Here is a 16,044-nt window from a genome sequence, read left to right as displayed (position 1 = left end):
CGGTCGTGCTATGTCTCGGCGCAGGTAGTGCCGTTGAGGCTGAACTGGGGTGGTTTGCCGGTGTTGCCGGTGTGGGTGGCCTGGAAGCCGATGTTCACCGGGCCGTTGGCCGGGATCGCCGCGTTGTAGCTGACGTTGCGGGCGGTGATCTGACCGCTCGTCGGGCTGTAGGCGGCGTTCCAGCCGGACGTGATGCTCTGCCCCGCGGGCAGGGTGAACGTCAGCGACCAGCCGTTGATCGGGTTGCTGCTCGTGTTGGCGATGGTGACGCTGGCCGTCAGGCCGGTGTTCCACGCGTTGGTGGTGTAGGTCACCTGGCAGCCCGCGCCGGGCTGCGGTGTAGCTGGTGGCGTGGTGACGGTGCCGCCGGGGCGGAGCACGTAGGTCGTCAGCGAGCGGGCCGGCACGGTGGCGGTGAACGCGCCGCCTCCCACCGCGATCGCGGGCTGCGCGGTCATGCTGTTGGATCCGTTGGTCAGGTACGGCGTCGCCGTGCCGGTGGTGATCCCGGTGTTCTGCAGGGCGTAGGACACCTCGGTGGCGCTGCCGGCCGCGTTGAGCGCCACGACCACGATTGAGCCGTCGCCGTTGCGGTAGGCGGACAACCGCAGGTTGCCGTCGGAGGTGGTCGCCGCGATCCGGTTCGCGCCCGGCCGGATGAACCGGCTATAGGCGGCCATCGCCCACAACCGCTTGGAGACGCGGTAGGCGTCGCCGTTCATCTGGATGAATCCGCGGCGCGGGTGGCGCCGGTGGACGCGCCGTACCAGTAGATGTAGCCGTTGACGTTGCCGCCGGTCAGCGCGGTGTGGATGGCCTGGGCGACGGTGAAGCCGTCGTAGCCGCTGCCGTCGTCCCAGTTCTCGTTCCAGGTGGTGCCGTCCGGGCTCCACTCCGACATCCAGGTGTGCCGGCCGCTGACCGGCAGCGGCGTGGTCGGGGCGCTGCCGTAGGAGTGCCCGGTGTGGGTGGTGACCCACCGATGCGCTTCGGGGTCTGCCGCGATCGCGGTGGTGTAGTCGCGCTGGCCGCTCCAGCCCACCACGTCGCAGCAGGTCATGTTCAGCCCGGCGGCGCCGGCGATCGGGCCCAGGATCTTCGCGAACTCCACTGCCTGCGCCGGGGTGAACCGCATCGACGAGTAGGCCGTGGTCCAGTTGGGTTCGTTGGTGAACCCGAGGTCGTTGATGGTGATGCCCTCCTGGGCGTAGAACCTGGCGTACTGCACGAGATAGCCGGCGTACGCACGGCGCCAGTCGCCGCCGGCGCACGAAGCGCCGGACAGGCCGCACAGGCTTCCTCCATTGGCCTCGTCTCCGTTGGTCTTCATATAGCCGGGCGCGCTCCAGGCGTCGGCGTAGAAGCGGTTCACTCCATACGCCTTGGCCTCCTTGGCCAGCCACACCTGGCCGTCGTCATCACCGTTCCAGACGTAGCGCGGGGTGGCGTCCGGACCGCCTGGATCGGCCGGTTGGATCGAGCTGGACGTGGAGCTGATGCCTAGTCGCAGCATGCTCAGCCCGGCTCCGCTGGTGCGGTCGAAGAGCAGGTCGAGGATCTCTCGTTGGCGCTGCGCGGACAGTCCTTGCGACCCGCGCATGATGGCGGACCGGCCGAAGAACTCCGAGATGCCGAACCCGTCGATCGGCTGCTGCACACTCGAGCCGTTGATGGTCGCCGCCGAGGCGGCATACGCGGTCGGGAGGCGCGAGTCGATCACTGCGCCGACGCCCAGCAGCGCCGCCAGCGCTACCAATGCCCGCGTGATCCGGCGGTATCTGCGTGGCATGGCCACTCCCTTCGGCCGGCCTGCTCGGCTGCCGTGAGGGAGGATGACAGAAACGATCGGTAGAGGCAAGGATCGTTTCGCCGACGGGGGCCTCAGGCTCAGTGTCCGGGCGGTGGTGCGGTGCTGTCACGCACGATCAGAGCGGTCGCCAGCTCGATGTGGGATTGCGTGAAACTTTCACCGGCGGCCAGGGTCAGGACCAGCTCGGCCGCGGTGGCGCCCATTTCGGCGAACGGCTGCCGCACGGTGGTCATGGGTGGCCCGCACCAGCGGGCGTAGGAGATGTCGTCGAAGCCGACGACGCTGAGGTCACGCGGGATGCAGACGCCGTACTGCCGGGCCGCCTCGTAGACGCCGAACGCCTGCAGGTCGTTGCCACACAACACCGCCGTCGGCGGGTCGGGCAGGCGCAGCAGCTCCCGGGCGTGACTGAAGCCGTCGTCGAACGAGAACCACAGGCCCGCGCGTAGCAGGCGCTCGTCCAGCGGCACGCCGGCCGCCTGCAGCGCCGCTCGCACGCCGTCCAGGCGGGCCCGGGCACACACGCGTTCGAGCGGCCCGGTTATCACCGCGATCCGTCGATGGCCGAGATCGAGCAGGTGTTGGGCCGCGGCGAAGGCGCCGCGCCGGTTGTCCGCCGCCACTGAAGGAACAGGGTGCAGCGGCTCGGTGGCGGGGTCCACCGCAACGACCGGGATCGCGACGGCATCGAGCAGGCCGTGTTCGGGCATGGCGCCCGCGTGTACGGCGATCATCCCCGTGGGGCGCCGCGCCAGGAGATCCTGGACCCAGCTGCGCCCCGTCGATGCCTCCCGCAACACGTCCGTGAAGCCGACAGCCAGGCCGTGCTGGACGGCGACCTGCTTCACGCCACGCATGATCTCTACAGTCATGTAGCTCTGCATGCCATAGAAGGCCACCTCGACGCAGGCGGCCCGCGCGACCTTCTCAGGGCGCCGGTAGCCCTGCTCGCGAAGCAGTTCCTCCACCCGCCGGCGGGTCCGCGGCGCCACCCCCGAACGCCCGTTGAGAACCTTCGACACGGTAGGCGGCGACACCCCTGCCAACCGCGCGACCGCCGCGACCGTCAACGCGCCGCCCGGGCGCCGGTGGCCCTTACCGCCCGCGACGCCAGTGTCGGCATCGATATCGGGAACCGGGCGTCGTCCGTCAACTCGTTGAGCGCCCGCCCGGCGTTCCGCCACCTCCTGCAGCAGGCGGGCACGAACCTCCTCGGCCTCCTGGCCCGCCTGCGGGCCGGCGGGCACCGTCCGCACGAGGTATTCGCGCTTCTTCGAAACCGGATCGACTCCGGCGTACACCCTTACCCGTAGCGATCCACTCGGGAGGGTCTCGACCTCACCGCGTGCCCGCCGCCGCGGTCCGGACTCGCTCGACATGCCGCCACCGTAGCAGTATGGCTCCATATTTCGCCTCTACATAGCTCCATGAATAGCTCCATGGAGCTGGATGAGGCGCGATTGGCACTGCGGGCTGTTCAGCGATGCCGTAGGGGCCGGTCGATGATGTGGCCCATCCGCGCACAGCACCGCGTCGGTCAGCTCGAACAACTCCTCGCCGCGACCCGTCAGGCAGGCGAACCACTCGGCGCGGAAATCTGCCAGGACAGCCAGCGCGCCAGTGCTGCCACTGTCGCCAGATCGTGGGGTGTCACCGGTCAGAGTCGGTGGCCGCCTCTCGTCTCCCGAATCGACGTGGCCTCGCCGCCACAGCCCGCTATGCGCGATAGATCACCATCGGCACCAACCAGGGCAAATGCGAAGATCAGAGGTTAAATCACACGCTTACGCACGTTGCTTGCCTGCCAGGGTCTTGAATCGAGATCTCCATGACGCTGATGAAGCCGGAAGACGTCTCCGTAGGTCGCGACGATGCGGCTTTGGCTTTGATCACGTCCAGGGGCATCCGCAGTGCGACCTGCCTGTTGACCGTCCTCCGGCGTCCGATGGCCTTGCTGCTGTTGTGCTGGACGGTGATCTCCTGGCCGTGGAATCGGGCCGGGCAGTGACGACTGCCGCACAAGACACCCAGGTCAGATTTAGTCGACAATATATAGTCGAATCGTGTGAAATATGTAGAACATAAGGAGAGGAAAGGAGCGTATGACGGCCTTTCTGGAGTGGCGCCGCTGATGCCCGCTCTGCCTGCGGTCAGGCGAGGTCCGCGGTGAGGTGGGCGCGACCGGCCTCCGTCAGCACCCTGTCGTGTCCTTCGGTGCTGATCAGAGGCGGATGGGCCTTGTAGAGGTCGGCCACCGATGTGCGGTCCAGCCCGACCTCGCGAGCGGCCTGGTGGGCCTCGAGCTTGTGCAGGCGGCCGCCGCCGTCGGCGATGCGCCGCAGGAATGCCCGCACCGGGTCGGCTGTGTCCCGGGGGCCATCATGGCGCGGGTCGGGCTGCTCCAGCATCATGGTGAGCTGCTCGATGATGCCGAGCACCGTCTCGCGCCAGGCATCGGCCGTCACCGTACGGTCCCCTCCGGCGCCGCCCGATCCCTGCCAGGTCCGCTATGGCCTCTTTCCTCAACCGTCGAGCCTGCGTAGTTCGTGCCGGTAGCGCTTGGAGTTGGCGAGGTACTCGTTCACGCCGTAGTCGATCCATGCGCTCTGTACGTCGTCCCGCATCGGTCGGGGCCGAGCCGGCACACCAAGGGCCAGGTGGCCCACCGGGATCTCCAGGCCTTCGGGTACGAGCGCCTGGGCGCCGACCACCGACCCGATGCGGACGACCGCGCGGTTCAGAACGACCGAGCCCGAGCCGATGAGGCAGCGGTCCTCGATGGTGCAGCCTTCGAGGTGGGCGTTGTGCCCGACCACGCAGTCGCTGCCGATCATGGTCGGCCACTGCTCGGTGGTGTGCACGATGGTGCCGTCCTGGATGGAGGTGCGGTCGCCGATCTCGATGCGGCCGAAGTCGGCCCGCAGGACGGCGGCCGGCCAGACTGACGATTCGGCGCCGATGACGACGCTGCCGATGACGACGGCGTCGGGATGGATGTAGGCGTCCGGGTGGATCCGGGGCTCTTGGTCGCCGAGAGCGTAGATGGGCATGGGTCACTCCTGCTTCTGGATCGGAGGCAGGCCGGCGTACACGTTCCTGGCGTTCCCCGCGAGGATGGCCGCGGCCACCTCGTCCGTCACCAGTCCGGCGACGGCGCGCGCGTTGGCGGCGATGCCGGGCACGCCCGGCCAGTCGGTGCCGAAGATCCATTTTCGGGCGAGGCGGACAAGGTCGAATCTGGCGTAGTACTCGGGCAGCCGTTTGGGTGGCAGGCCGGACAGTTCCAGCCACACGGTGTCGTGGGACAGGGCGAGGAAGGCGGCGGCGTCGTACCACCAGCCGCGTCCGCCGTGCGCGAGCACGACGTTGAGCCTGGGGAAATCCCGGACGACCGGGATGAGGAAGCGTGGGTCGGCGTTCTCGTTGGCGGCACCGGGGAAGGAACTGGTGCCGCAGTGGACGACGAGCGGGACGCCGCGTTCTTCCAGCACGTGGTACGCCGGGTACAGGGCCGCGTCGTCGCAGCGGAACCCGCCGTGCACGGGATGCAGCTTGAGCGCGGCGGCTCCGAGGTCGAGTTGCCGCCGCACCTCGGCGGCGATCGGGAAGTGCAGGTGCGGGTTGACGTTGGCGACGGGGCGGAACCTGTCGGGGTTGTGCTCGACGATGGGCAGCAGGTCCTCGAACGCCTGCGTGCCGGTGGCTTTGGGGCTGTACTCGCAGAACAGCAGCGCGACGTCCACGCCCTGGGCCGCGAAGATCTCGTCCAGGCGGGCCGGACGCGGCCTGCCCTCACTGTCCCAGGCGTCCTCCATGACGCCGTCCGCGCCGAAGTCGTCGGCCCACCGCCGCCAGGCCGGTTTGAGGGTGCCGAGCAGCGGCACGTGGACGTGCGCGTCGATGAGCGGGATTCCGTCGATCACGGCTGGTCCGTGACCATGGAGGTGTCCGTGCCGATGCGACCCGTCTTGTGCGAGCCCCCGGGCGCGCCGAGCGGCGCGTCGCGTCCCGGTAGGATTTCGGCGAAGAAGCGGCGGTTGTCCTCGACGAACTCGGCGTGCTCGTCGGGGACGCGCCGGTCCTGGCTGATCGCCTCGACGGGACAGACGGGCTCGCAGGCGCCGCAGTCGATGCACTCCTTGGGGTTGATGTAGAGCTTGCGGTCCCCCTCATAGATGCAGTCGACCGGACACTCCTCGACGCACGACTTGTCCATGACGTCGATGCAGGGTGCGGCGATGACGTACGGCATGCTGAAAGACTCCTGGTCAGGCCGGGACGGGTTGGTCGGTGGAGTGCCCTGGGAAGAGCTGGGCGCCGGGATCGAGGTACACGGCGGCGTTGTTGACGGCCGTGGCCACCTCGCCGAAGCCGGTCGCGACCAGGCGGACCTTTCCGTCGTAGTCGGCGATGTCGCCGGCGGCGAAGATACCGGGCACGTTGGTGCGCATCGCCGAGTCGACGACGAGGTGGCGGTTGTCGTGCAGGTCCAGGCCCCATTCGCGGAGCGGGCCGAGGTTGGCGGTGAAACCGAGGGCCGCCACCAGCCGCTGGCACGGGAGTGTGCGTCCCGTGCTGAGCTCGACGTGTTCCAGAAGGTCACCACCGAGGGCGGCGATGACCTGGGCGTTGACGACGATCTCCACGGACGAGGCCTTGAGCTGCTCCACCGAGGCGTGATGAGCGCGGAACGCGGCGCGGCGGTGGACGAGCGTGACGCTGCGCGCGATGGGGTGGAGCATCAGGGCCCAGTCCACGGCGCTGTCGCCACCGCCGACGACGACCACGTCCCGGCCCGCGTACTCCGCACTGTCGGGGACGAAATAGGCCAGGCCCCTGCCGAGGAACTCCTCCCCGGCCGGGAGCGGCCGGGGCGTGAAGGTGCCGATGCCCCCGGTCACGATGACGGCCCCGGCGCTGATGTCGGTTCCGGTGCTGGTCTTCACCTGGAGCCGGCCTTGGGGGGAGCGTTCGAGCCGTTGCGCCTCCTGGCCGAGCAGGTATGTCGGCTCGTACGGCGCCGCCTGCTCGACCAGGTTGGCGATGAGTTGCCGGCCGGAGACGGAGGGGAACCCGGCGATGTCGTAGATCTGTTTCTCCGGATACATGGCGGTGACCTGTCCGCCGACCTGGCTCAGCGAGTCGACGACCGCGGTGCGCAGGCCGCGCGCCCCGGCGTAGTAGGCGCCGAAGAGGCCGACGGGCCCCGCTCCGACGACCAGCATGTCGACGTCGAGATCACTCATGGGCTGCCCCCTCGGCGAGGAGCTCGCGGATCTTGAAGCGCTGGATCTTGCCGGTCGCGGTCTTGGGCAGCCGGTCGAGGAAGACCACCTGCCTGGGGCGTTTGAACGCGGCCAGACCATCGCGGCACCACTGGATGAGCTCCTCGGCGGTGACCTCACCCTGGGCGACGACGCAGGCGACCGGTTTGTCCAGCCCGTGCTCGTCGGCCAGACCGACCACGGCGGCCTCCTCCACCCGAGGGTGCTCCAGCAGGCGGCTCTCGACCTCCACGGGCGAGACCCAGATGCCGCCCGCCTTGAGCTGGTCGTTGCTGCGGCCCAGGCACGTGTAGTAGCCGTCCGGCGAGCGTACGTAGGTATCGCCGGTGTTGAGCCACTCCCCCGCGAACACGGCGCGGCTGGCCCCGGTCCGCCGCCAGTAGCCCAGGGCGATGGACTCGCCCTTCACGTGCAGGGAACCGGGCTGCCCGTCGGGCATCGGCGACCCGTCCACGTCGCGAATCTCGATGTCGTAGCCGGGTACCGGGCGGCCCGTGGTGCCGGGGCGGATGTCGCCGGGCCGGTTGGACAGGAAGATGTGCAGCGCCTCGGTGGAGCCGATGCCGTCGATGATCTCCACGCCGAAGCGGCCGGTGAATCTCTCCTGGAGCGGAGCGGGCAGGGCCTCCCCCGCCGAAGCGCCCCGCCGTACCGACGTGAAGGTGTCCTCCGGCAGGTCGGCGGCGAGCAGCGTGGCGTAGAAGGTCGGGACGCCGAAGAACAACGTCGGCCGGTCGGCGGCCATGCGCTCGGCGACCACAGCGGGGGCGGGACGGCGGGGCTCCAGCACCGTCGCAGCCCCGGCGGAGAGGGGGAAGAACATGGAGTTGCCGATGCCGTAGGCGAAGAAGAGCTTGGCGACGGAGAAGCAGACGTCGTCCGGTTCGATGCCGAGCACCTGGTCGCCGTAGGTCTCGCAGACGTGCCGGATGTTGGCGTGGCGGTGCATCGCGCCCTTGGGGGCGCCGGTGGTGCCGGAGGTGTAGAGCCACAGCGCCCAGGAGTCCTCCACGGTGGTGGCTGGGTCACGCGACTCACCGGTGCCTGCCTTGAGCAGCTCTGCCCAGGTCAGTGAAGTGATTCCGGCGGGGGCCGGCAGCGCCGCGTCGCCGTCACACACCAGATGGCGCACCTCGGGCGCCATGGTGAGGGCGTCACTGACCTGGGGTCCGTACTCGGCGCTCGCCACCACCACGCTCGCGCCGGAGTCGGTGATGATCGTGCCGAGTTCCTTGGCGCTCAGCATGGTGGAGACCGGAACGGCGACGAACCCGCCGCAGAAGGCCGCGAGAATGCCGGCGAACATGGGCACGTCGTCGTTGGCGACGAACACGACCCGGTCGTCGCGGCGCAGCCCGAGTCCGCGCAGGGCCGCGGTGACGGCTCCGACCAGGTCCGACAGTTCGGTGTAGGTGAGCGTGGCCCCGCCACGTCGCACCGCCACCCGCTCCCCGCGGCCCTCCCGCACGTGGCGGTGGACGAGCCACGTACCGGCGTTGAACATGGTCATGCTCACACCCGTCCGAGGTCGTAGTCGCCCTTGCGGCCGGTGCCGTAGCGGCGCAGGGCGCCGTCGGGGCCGGAGGCGTTCGGGCGGATGAAGATCCAGTTCTGCCAGGCGGTGAGCCGTCCGAAGATCTTGGTTTCCAGGGTCTCCGGGCCGACGAAGCGGTGGTTGGCCTCCATGCCGGTCAGCGCGTCGGGTGACAGCGAGGCGCGCTCCTCCAGGACGATGCGCAGCTCTTCCTCGAAGTCGATGTCGTCCAGGGCCATCGTGACCAGGCCGAGCTCCTGCGCGGCGGCGGCGTCCAGGGGTTCGCCGAGCCTGGCGCGGACGGCGGTGAGGTCCTCGTCGTGGCCCCAGAAGCGGGACTCCAGCCGGGACAGGCCGTTGCCCATCGGGTAGTCGCCGTCGTTGGACGGGGTGAGGACGACGGTGGCCGGCTCCGCGTCGTCGTCGCGGTCCTCGTAGACGCCCGCCAGCATGTACTGCCGGTCGGCGGCCAGCGCCAGCTCGGCCAGCAACCCGGCGAAGGCGGTGCCCGGCTCCATGACGGCGATGAGGCTGCGGCTGGTGACGTCGAGGCGCTTGAGCGTGCGCTTGTAGTAGTGGCGGACCTCGTTGACGAACCAGTCGTCCACCGTACGGAGCTGCGCGTCGTAGGCCAGGACACGCTCGGGGTCCCCCGCGGCGCGCAGCACCCAGATGCCGAGATCCAGCTCGTTGGTGCGCAGGTGCAGGATGAGGTCGTCCAGCGCGCGGGTCACGGCGAGCGGCCAGTAGTCGCAGCCCTGGGCGGCGGGCTCGGCGGGTGGTGCGTCGTGAGGGCCGGAGACGGTGATCTCGACGCGGTGGTTCGCCCGGTCGATCCTCGCGGACACGTAGGGATAGGTGATGGCGTCGCCGTCATCCTTGCGCTCGAGCGGCGTCAGGCTCACGCCCGTGGCGTCCGACGGCCGCTTGGACGTCGCCGCGGCCTCCTGAGCGCGTCTGGCCACCTCACCGTTCAGGGCGTTGCGCGGCACGGCGGCGTCGACCAGGCCCCACTCGACCGCGGTGCGGCCGCGGTAGCCCTCGGACTTGGTGGCGAACAGGTCTGCGCGGTCCTTGCGCACGTGCCGCTTGTCCACGACGCGGGTCAGGCCACCGGTGCCGGGGAGCACGCCGAGCAGCGGCACCTCGGGCAGGGAGACGGCCGAGGACCCGTCGTCGATGAGGACGATCTGGTCGCAGGCGAGCGCGAGCTCGTAGCCACCGCCGGCGGCGGTGCCGTTGAGCGCGGCGATCCAGGTCTGGCCGGAGTGCTCGGTGGCGTCCTCGATGCCGTTGCGGGTCTCGTTGGTGAACTTGCAGAAGTTCACCTTCCAGGCGTGCGTGGACTGGGCGAGCATGCGGATGTTGGCCCCGGCGCAGAACATCCGGTCCAGGCCGCCGGTCATGACGACAGCCTTGACCTCCGGGTGCTCGAAGCGGAGCCGCTGGACGAGGTCGTACAACTCGATGTCGACACCGAGGTCGTAGGAGTTCATCTTCAGCTCGTAGCCCGGGACGAGGCCCCCGTGCTCGTCGACGCACAGCGTGACGGTGGCCACCGCCCCGTCCACCTCGAGCTTCCAGTGGCGGTAGCGATCCGGGGAGGTGGCGAAGCGGACCACCGGCGGAGCCGGATGCGCGGTTTCAGCGGTGACGGTCAATGTGTGCTCCGTTGAACGAGAGGATACCCTCAATACTCCACGTTTTTAAAACGTGTCGTCAAGAGTTTGTAGTTTTTGCTGGGTTGTCCGGGGTTCCCACGGGCCCGGCGCGCGGGCGTTCCCGCGTAGGCATGCCCGACCTGGCAGAATGCGCGTCATCGACGCGTCGAATGACGGGAGAGCCACGTGACCCCGCGCGAACCGCGCACGGACATCGGTCAGGCGGCGGAGCCCGCCGGGCACGAGCCCGAGAAGACCTCGGCCAGCGCCCGCTCGCTGCTGCTGACGGTTCTCGGTGAGTTCGTCCTGCCGCGCCGGGGCGAGGTCTGGACGGGCACGTTGATCGACGCGCTCGGCGCCTTCGGCATCGAGGAGAAGTCCGCGCGCCAGGCCCTGTCGCGCACCTGCGCCGAAGGCTTGCTGGCCTCGGTGCGGCACGGCCGCAAGGTGCGCTGGAACCTCACCGAGGCCGGCGAGCGGCTGCTGCGCGAGGGCACCGAGCGGATCTACGGCTTCATGCGCAGGCCGCACGCGTGGGACGGCCGTTGGCTCGTGCTCACCGCCGGCGTGCCGGAGACCCAGCGCCGGCTCCGTCACCGGCTGCGCACCAAGCTCACCTGGCTCGGCCTTGGGTCGCCCTCCCCCACGCTCTGGGTCATTCCCGACGCCTCCAAGGAGGCCGCGGTCCGTGACGTCGTCCGCGAGCTGGACCTCGGCGACCGGGCCCACGCCTGGATCGGCCCGGCGAGCGACATCGGCGACATCACCAAGCTCATCAACGCCGCGTGGGACCTCGACGACGTGGAGAAGCGCTACCTGGGCTTCATCGAACGCTTCGAGGGCCGCGTGGTCTCCACCGACCGGGAGGCGTTCGTCCATCAGGTGCTGCTCATCCAGGAATGGCGGCGCTTCCCGTTCCTCGACCCCGACCTGCCCGCCGAGCTGCTCGACCACGACTGGCCGGGGCCCCGGGCGGCGACCGTCTTCCACGACCTGCGCGACCGGTGGCGCAGGCGCGCCCAGGCCGAGTGGGACCTCATGGACTCCGGCGCCGCCACGCGGCATTAGACGAGTCCTTCGTCGGCGAGGTGCACATAGTCGAACTCGACCGGCTGGTCGTTGATGCCGGTCTTCGGCGGGGCGATCCAGCCGGCGAACTTGCCGTACTCGTACTCGGGCACCATGAGCGCCGCGACCTGCTCGCGGTCCTCGGGCGTGGGCAGCCACTCGGCGGCGCGGGCCTGCCAGGCGGCCTCGTCGACGACGTCGCCCTGCGGTGTGACGTGGTGCCCCGCGTACACGCCGACCTTGCGGTTGAAGCCCTCGTGCGGCAGGTACAGCCGCTCCTCCAGCCCGGCGTCCTCCAGCGCCTGGTTCCAGCGGCGCACGCCGTTGGAACAGTCGGCGACGTACTCGTCGCGCAGGTCGAGGTTGAGCGCGCTGAGCATCGGCACGGTCTTGGTCGCGATCCGGCCGTCCTCGATGTAGCGCACCTCGCGGGTCGCGTCGAGGAGCACGTGGTCGTCCTTGCGCCGGGTCTCCATCCAACGGCCCTTGAGCCCGGAGGTGAAGTAGTTGCCGGCGTTGGTCGACTGCTCGGAGCCGAACAGATCCATCGAGACCGAGAACTGGAAGTTCAGGTACTTCTGGATGACATCCAACGGGATACCGCCGTGCGGGAGGATCTCGGCCGTGCCGTGCTCCTTCATGAGCTCGGCGGTACGCTCCAGGATCCGCTGCACGCCGGTGGTGCCCACGAACATGTGGTGGGCCTCCTCCTTGAGCATGAACTCACACGTACGCGCCAGCGGGTCGAACGCCGACTCCTTGAGCGTGCCGAGCTGGTACTTGCCGTCGCGGTCGGTGAAGTAGGTGAACATGAAGAACTGCAGCCAGTCGGTGGTCGCCTCGTTGAACGCGCCCAGGATGCGCGGCGCGTCGAGGTCGCCGGAGTTGCGCTTGAGCAGCTGCTCGGCCTCCTCACGGCCCTCCCTGCCGAAGTAGGCGTGCAGCAGGTAGACCATGGCCCACAGATGACGGCCCTCCTCCACGTTGACCTGGAAGAGATTGCGCAGGTCGTAGATGCTGGGCGCGGTGTTGCCGAGGACACGCTGCTGCTCGACCGAGGCCGGCTCGGTGTCACCCTGCACGACGATGAGCCGCATCAGGTCGGCGCGGTGCTCGCCGGGCACCTCCTGCCAGGCGAGCTCGCCCTTGTGCTTGCCGAAGTTGACCGTACGGTCGGGGTCGCGCTCGGCCAGGAAGATCCCCCAGCGGTACTCCTCCATGGGGACGTGCTCGAAGTGCGCCCACCCGTCGCGGCCCACGGCGACCGCGGTGCGCAGGTAGACGTCCTTGGTCGGCAGGGCAGGACCGAGCTGCTTCCACCAGTCCAGGAACTTGGGCTGCCAGCTCTCCAGCGCACGCTGCAGGCGGCGGTCGCTCGCCAGGTCGACATTGTTGGGGATGCGCTCGCTGTAGTCCACGCGGTTGAGCGGGCCGGAGGGCGCGGGAGCGGCGCCGGTACGGGAGTCGGTGGTCATGGCTACTCCTTGCTGATAATGGTGTCGAGCGTTGCCGGATGGCCCTGGATGGCGGTGCGTTGCAGGTGGGCGTAGACGGCGCGCAGTCCGGCCTCCTCCTCGCCGCCGCCCGCACGGCCGGGCCCTCCGTGAACGAGCTGGGGCATGGGCGTGCCGTGGCCGGTGGACTCGCCCGCGCTGTCGCGGTCGAGCACCAGGATGCGGCCGTGGTAGGCGGCCGCGCCCAGCACCACCTGCCGCACGAAGTCACGGTCGTGTGAGACGACCGAGCCCGCCAGGGAGCCCTCTCCGCGTGCGATCAGCTCGTGAAGCTGTTCAAGGTCGCGATAGGGCAGCAGCGTGCTGACCGGGCCGAACGCCTCCACTTCGTGGGGTTCCGTGCGGCCGGTGTCGTCGGCGCGCAGCAGCAGCGGCGACAGGAACGCGCCGCGCTCGGCGTCGGCTCCGACCACCTCGACCTTGGCCGGGTCGCCCCACACGATCGACCCGGCCGCGGCCAGCCGGGCGACCGCGGCGCGCACGTCGTCACGCTGGGCGAGCCCGACGAGCGCACCCATCGTCACGCCTGGGACGCCGGGCGCGCCCACGACGACCCGGGCGAGCCTGGCCTCGACCGCCTCTGACACCGCGTCGATGAGCTGCACCGGGACGAACGCGCGCCGGATGGCGGTGCACTTCTGTCCGGCTTTGACGGTCATCTCGGTGACCAGGGCATCGGCGAACAAGTCGAACTCCGGCTGCCCGGGGATGGCGTCCGGCCCGAGCACGGAACAGTTCAGCGAGTCGGCCTCGGCGTTGAAGCGCGCCGAGCGGCGCGTGACCGCCGGGTCGGAGCGCAGCCGCGCGGCCGTGGCGGCCGAGCCGGTGAACCCGATGTGGTCCTGCCCGCCGAGCAGGTCGAACAGGCCGGGGATGCGCCCCGCGACGAGCTGGATCGCACCCGGCGGGAGCGCATCGGCGATGATCCGCACGGCGTGCGCGGCGATGTACGCGGTCGGGGTGGCCGGTTTGACGATGGTGGGCACCCCGGCCAGGAGCGCGGGCGCGAGCTTCTCCAGCATGCCCCAGACGGGGAAGTTGAACGCGTTGATCTCCAGGGCGATCCCGCGGGGCGTGGTGAGGAGGTGACGGCCGGCGAACGTGCCGCCCTTGCCGAGCGGGATCGGGTCGTCCTCAACGATGAGCGTGTGGTCGGGCAGGTTCTTGCGGGCCAGGCTCGCATAGACGAGGGCGGTGCCGATGCCGCCGTCCACGTCCACGGCGGCGTCTCTCCTGGTGGCGCCCGCCCGCGCCGACAGGTCGTACAGCTCCTGCCTGCGTTCCTGCAACGTCTGGGCGACTGCCTTGAGCGCGGCGGCCCGCTGCGGGAAGGTCAGCTCGCCGAGCGCGGCCAAGCCGGTGTGGCGGGCGTAGGCCACGGCGGCGGCGAGGTCGAGCCCTTCGCTGCTGACCCGGGCCACCAGCTGCCCGGTCACCGCGTCGGCGACGGGGACGCCTTCGTCGCGGCCGGCTCGCCAGGACCCTTCCAGGTAGCTCTGCAACGTGTCCATCATTCGCTCCAGTCGTAGAAGCCCTTGCCGGTCTTGCGTCCCAGGTGGCCCTGCTCAACGAGCCGGACCAGCAGGTCCGGTGGGCTGAAACGAGGACCGAGCTCGCTTTCGAGATAGCGGGCGATCCCCAGTCGCACGTCCAGGCCGACAAGGTCGGTCAGGCGCAGCGGGCCGGTCGGGTGGCCGTAGCCGAGAGTCATGGCGGCGTCGATGTCGGCGGGCGAGGCCACCCCGGACTCGACCATGCGGATCGCCTCCAGACCGAGCAGGACACCGAGCCTGCTGCTGGCGAAGCCGGGAGCGTTCCTGACGACCACGGCCGTCTTGCCGAGCGCCTCGACCCAGGCGACGGCGTGCTTCTGGAGGTCCGGTGCGGAGACGGTCGCGATGACCACCTCGACAAGTTTGCTCGCGGGAACGGGGTTGAAGAAGTGCAGCCCGAGAAGGCGTTCGGGCCTGGCCAGGGCCTCGGCCAGCGTGTCGAGGGAGATGCTGCTGGTGTTCGAGGCGATGACCGTTTCCGGAGCGATCGCCTCCTCGACGGCTCGCAGCGTCACAAGCTTGAGTTCGAGGTCCTCGGGCACCGCCTCGATGACCAGCCCCACGTCCCGCAGTTCGGCGGGACTGGTGACGGTGGCCAGCCGGGTGAGTATCTCGTCGGTGTTCGTGACCAGGCCGCGCCGTGCGCTGTCGGCCACCGCTCGGGCCACCCGGTCACGGGCGCCGGCCGCGGCCTGCTCGTCGCGTTCGACCAGGGTGACCGCGCTTCCGGCCAGCAGCAGGGCGTGGGCGATGCCGGCGCCCATGCGGCCGCCGCCCACCACGCCTGCCAGCCCTGGGAGTGCGGAACTCTCAGGAGGTGCTTCTCGCTTCTCCGTGTACACGCTCCTCAAAATGCCACACTTTCATTGTGATTCGGAAGACTTGTGTAGCAAGTTCTTGTGGGGTGGAGCGGAAGTCGCAGGTCAGCACCTGCCACCGATCCGCCCAGGTCTCATGGCCTGGACGGCAGTCGCGAGGCGTCTACGGTGGGGATCATGGGCGATGACGAGCCGAGGTTCGGCTACGGTCACGGACGGCGGCCGCTGTGGAGCGAGCGTGATCGCGACCCTGCTCGACAAACCCTCTCCGCGCTACCCCGAGGTCGCCTTCTGCTCACCGCCGGCGACGACCTGCCGGTAGCAGATCGCCCGCACGCAGTCCACCGAGATGATCACAAGCCCCAGCCTCTTCGTGGGTGGGCTGGGGCAGCACTCCCTGACCCGGATACGCCTTTCTCCGCTGAGAGGCCGAAACCCGCATCTGCTGGATGCGCGCCGTTGTCCCCGACATCGCCCAACTGGGCGCCTTCTTCCATCTGGATGCCGTCGACCGGCGGCGGGCGATGGCCGCCAACGGGGTGCGCAACCAACTCAGTTGACCCAGGCCCCGCGCAACCCGCAGAGACCTCATCCCGCCTCACGGCGGAGTACGCGCGGTGAACCTGGCAGCCGCTTCTCGAGCGTAGAACGTGCCAACGACCAACAGGAGATCAGTCAGCTTCTCGGCCGTAAACGACCGAGCTTGCAGCTCCTCACCGTCGCTGGCTTCGGCGGCGAGGTCCGCGTCAGGCAGCGTGACTCACTGCCCAGTCCGCCACACCGCGTGAGGCGATGTTGCGG

At 69.6% G+C, this 16,044-nt stretch carries 15 protein-coding genes; 2 read left to right on the top strand and 13 right to left on the bottom strand.

What is annotated here, in order from left to right:
- Window positions 1–8: 8 nt before the first annotated feature.
- The 3 genes from KLK06_RS59530 to KLK06_RS04080 form a co-directional block, all read right to left on the bottom strand.
- Window positions 9–722, bottom strand: coding sequence for a cellulose binding domain-containing protein (locus KLK06_RS59530; protein ID WP_250904911.1), 714 nt, complete (start codon window positions 720–722; stop codon window positions 9–11).
- A complete protein-coding gene (locus KLK06_RS04085; protein WP_214633965.1) occupies window positions 719–1,789 on the bottom strand; it encodes a glycoside hydrolase in 1,071 nt (356 codons plus the stop codon). Before KLK06_RS04085 ends, KLK06_RS59530 begins: the two co-directional genes overlap by 4 nt.
- Before the next feature lie 98 nt (window positions 1,790–1,887).
- Window positions 1,888–3,189 (bottom strand): LacI family DNA-binding transcriptional regulator, encoded by a 1,302-nt coding sequence (locus KLK06_RS04080; RefSeq protein ID WP_214633964.1) that lies wholly within the window; start codon window positions 3,187–3,189, stop codon window positions 1,888–1,890.
- 449 nt (window positions 3,190–3,638) lie between these two features.
- Here KLK06_RS04080 and KLK06_RS04075 point away from each other — a divergent pair, with 449 nt between their 5' ends.
- Window positions 3,639–3,818, top strand: a complete 180-nt coding sequence (locus KLK06_RS04075; RefSeq protein WP_214633963.1) for a hypothetical protein — start codon at window positions 3,639–3,641, stop codon at window positions 3,816–3,818.
- Between the two features lie 142 nt (window positions 3,819–3,960).
- Here KLK06_RS04075 and KLK06_RS04070 read toward each other — a convergent pair whose 3' ends face one another.
- The 7 genes from KLK06_RS04070 to boxC are packed head-to-tail and all read right to left on the bottom strand — an operon-like array spanning window position 3,961 to window position 10,290.
- Entirely contained in the window at window positions 3,961–4,275 is a 315-nt protein-coding gene (locus KLK06_RS04070; RefSeq protein ID WP_214633962.1) for a hypothetical protein, read from the bottom strand.
- A gap of 57 nt (window positions 4,276–4,332) precedes the next feature.
- Window positions 4,333–4,860 (bottom strand): gamma carbonic anhydrase family protein, encoded by a 528-nt coding sequence (locus KLK06_RS04065; protein ID WP_214633961.1) that lies wholly within the window; start codon window positions 4,858–4,860, stop codon window positions 4,333–4,335.
- A gap of 3 nt (window positions 4,861–4,863) precedes the next feature.
- On the bottom strand, window positions 4,864–5,733 hold the full coding sequence (locus KLK06_RS04060; protein ID WP_214633960.1) for an amidohydrolase family protein: 870 nt from the start codon (window positions 5,731–5,733) through the stop codon (window positions 4,864–4,866).
- Window positions 5,730–6,062, bottom strand: a complete 333-nt coding sequence (gene fdxA, locus KLK06_RS04055; protein ID WP_214633959.1) for a ferredoxin — start codon at window positions 6,060–6,062, stop codon at window positions 5,730–5,732. Before fdxA ends, KLK06_RS04060 begins: the two co-directional genes overlap by 4 nt.
- Window positions 6,063–6,078: 16 nt before the next feature.
- Window positions 6,079–7,056, bottom strand: coding sequence for an NAD(P)/FAD-dependent oxidoreductase (locus KLK06_RS04050; RefSeq protein ID WP_214633958.1), 978 nt, complete (start codon window positions 7,054–7,056; stop codon window positions 6,079–6,081).
- Window positions 7,049–8,605 carry a benzoate-CoA ligase family protein gene (locus KLK06_RS04045; protein WP_214633957.1) on the bottom strand — a complete coding sequence of 519 codons (1,557 nt, stop codon included), beginning with the start codon at window positions 8,603–8,605 and terminating at the stop codon, window positions 7,049–7,051. The genes KLK06_RS04050 and KLK06_RS04045 overlap by 8 nt, the downstream gene beginning before the upstream one ends.
- Before the next feature lie 2 nt (window positions 8,606–8,607).
- Complete coding sequence (gene boxC / locus KLK06_RS04040) at window positions 8,608–10,290, bottom strand: 2,3-epoxybenzoyl-CoA dihydrolase (RefSeq protein ID WP_214633956.1); 1,683 nt, start codon at window positions 10,288–10,290, stop codon at window positions 8,608–8,610.
- Between the two features lie 186 nt (window positions 10,291–10,476).
- Here boxC and KLK06_RS04035 point away from each other — a divergent pair, with 186 nt between their 5' ends.
- Window positions 10,477–11,358, top strand: coding sequence for a PaaX family transcriptional regulator C-terminal domain-containing protein (locus tag KLK06_RS04035; protein WP_214633955.1), 882 nt, complete (start codon window positions 10,477–10,479; stop codon window positions 11,356–11,358).
- Here the strand turns inward: KLK06_RS04035 and boxB are convergent.
- Genes boxB through KLK06_RS04020 form a run of 3 tightly spaced genes read right to left on the bottom strand, consistent with a single transcriptional unit; the run spans window position 11,355 to window position 15,267 of the window.
- Window positions 11,355–12,833: a benzoyl-CoA 2,3-epoxidase subunit BoxB gene (boxB, locus tag KLK06_RS04030; RefSeq protein WP_214633954.1), complete on the bottom strand. Its 1,479-nt coding sequence runs from the start codon at window positions 12,831–12,833 to the stop codon at window positions 11,355–11,357. The genes KLK06_RS04035 and boxB overlap by 4 nt on opposite strands.
- 2 nt (window positions 12,834–12,835) lie before the next feature.
- The gene (paaZ, locus tag KLK06_RS04025) at window positions 12,836–14,386 is read right to left on the bottom strand and encodes a phenylacetic acid degradation bifunctional protein PaaZ (protein WP_214633953.1); all 1,551 of its coding nucleotides are present in this window, start codon (window positions 14,384–14,386) and stop codon (window positions 12,836–12,838) included.
- Window positions 14,383–15,267, bottom strand: coding sequence for a 3-hydroxyacyl-CoA dehydrogenase family protein (locus KLK06_RS04020; RefSeq protein WP_308168091.1), 885 nt, complete (start codon window positions 15,265–15,267; stop codon window positions 14,383–14,385). The genes paaZ and KLK06_RS04020 overlap by 4 nt, the downstream gene beginning before the upstream one ends.
- Window positions 15,268–16,044 lie beyond the last annotated feature (777 nt).

This window comes from Nonomuraea sp. NEAU-A123 (genome assembly GCF_018603905.1).
In the GTDB taxonomy this organism is placed as follows: Bacteria; Actinomycetota; Actinomycetes; order Streptosporangiales; family Streptosporangiaceae; genus Nonomuraea.
This window is presented reverse-complemented; position numbering and strand designations above follow the sequence as displayed.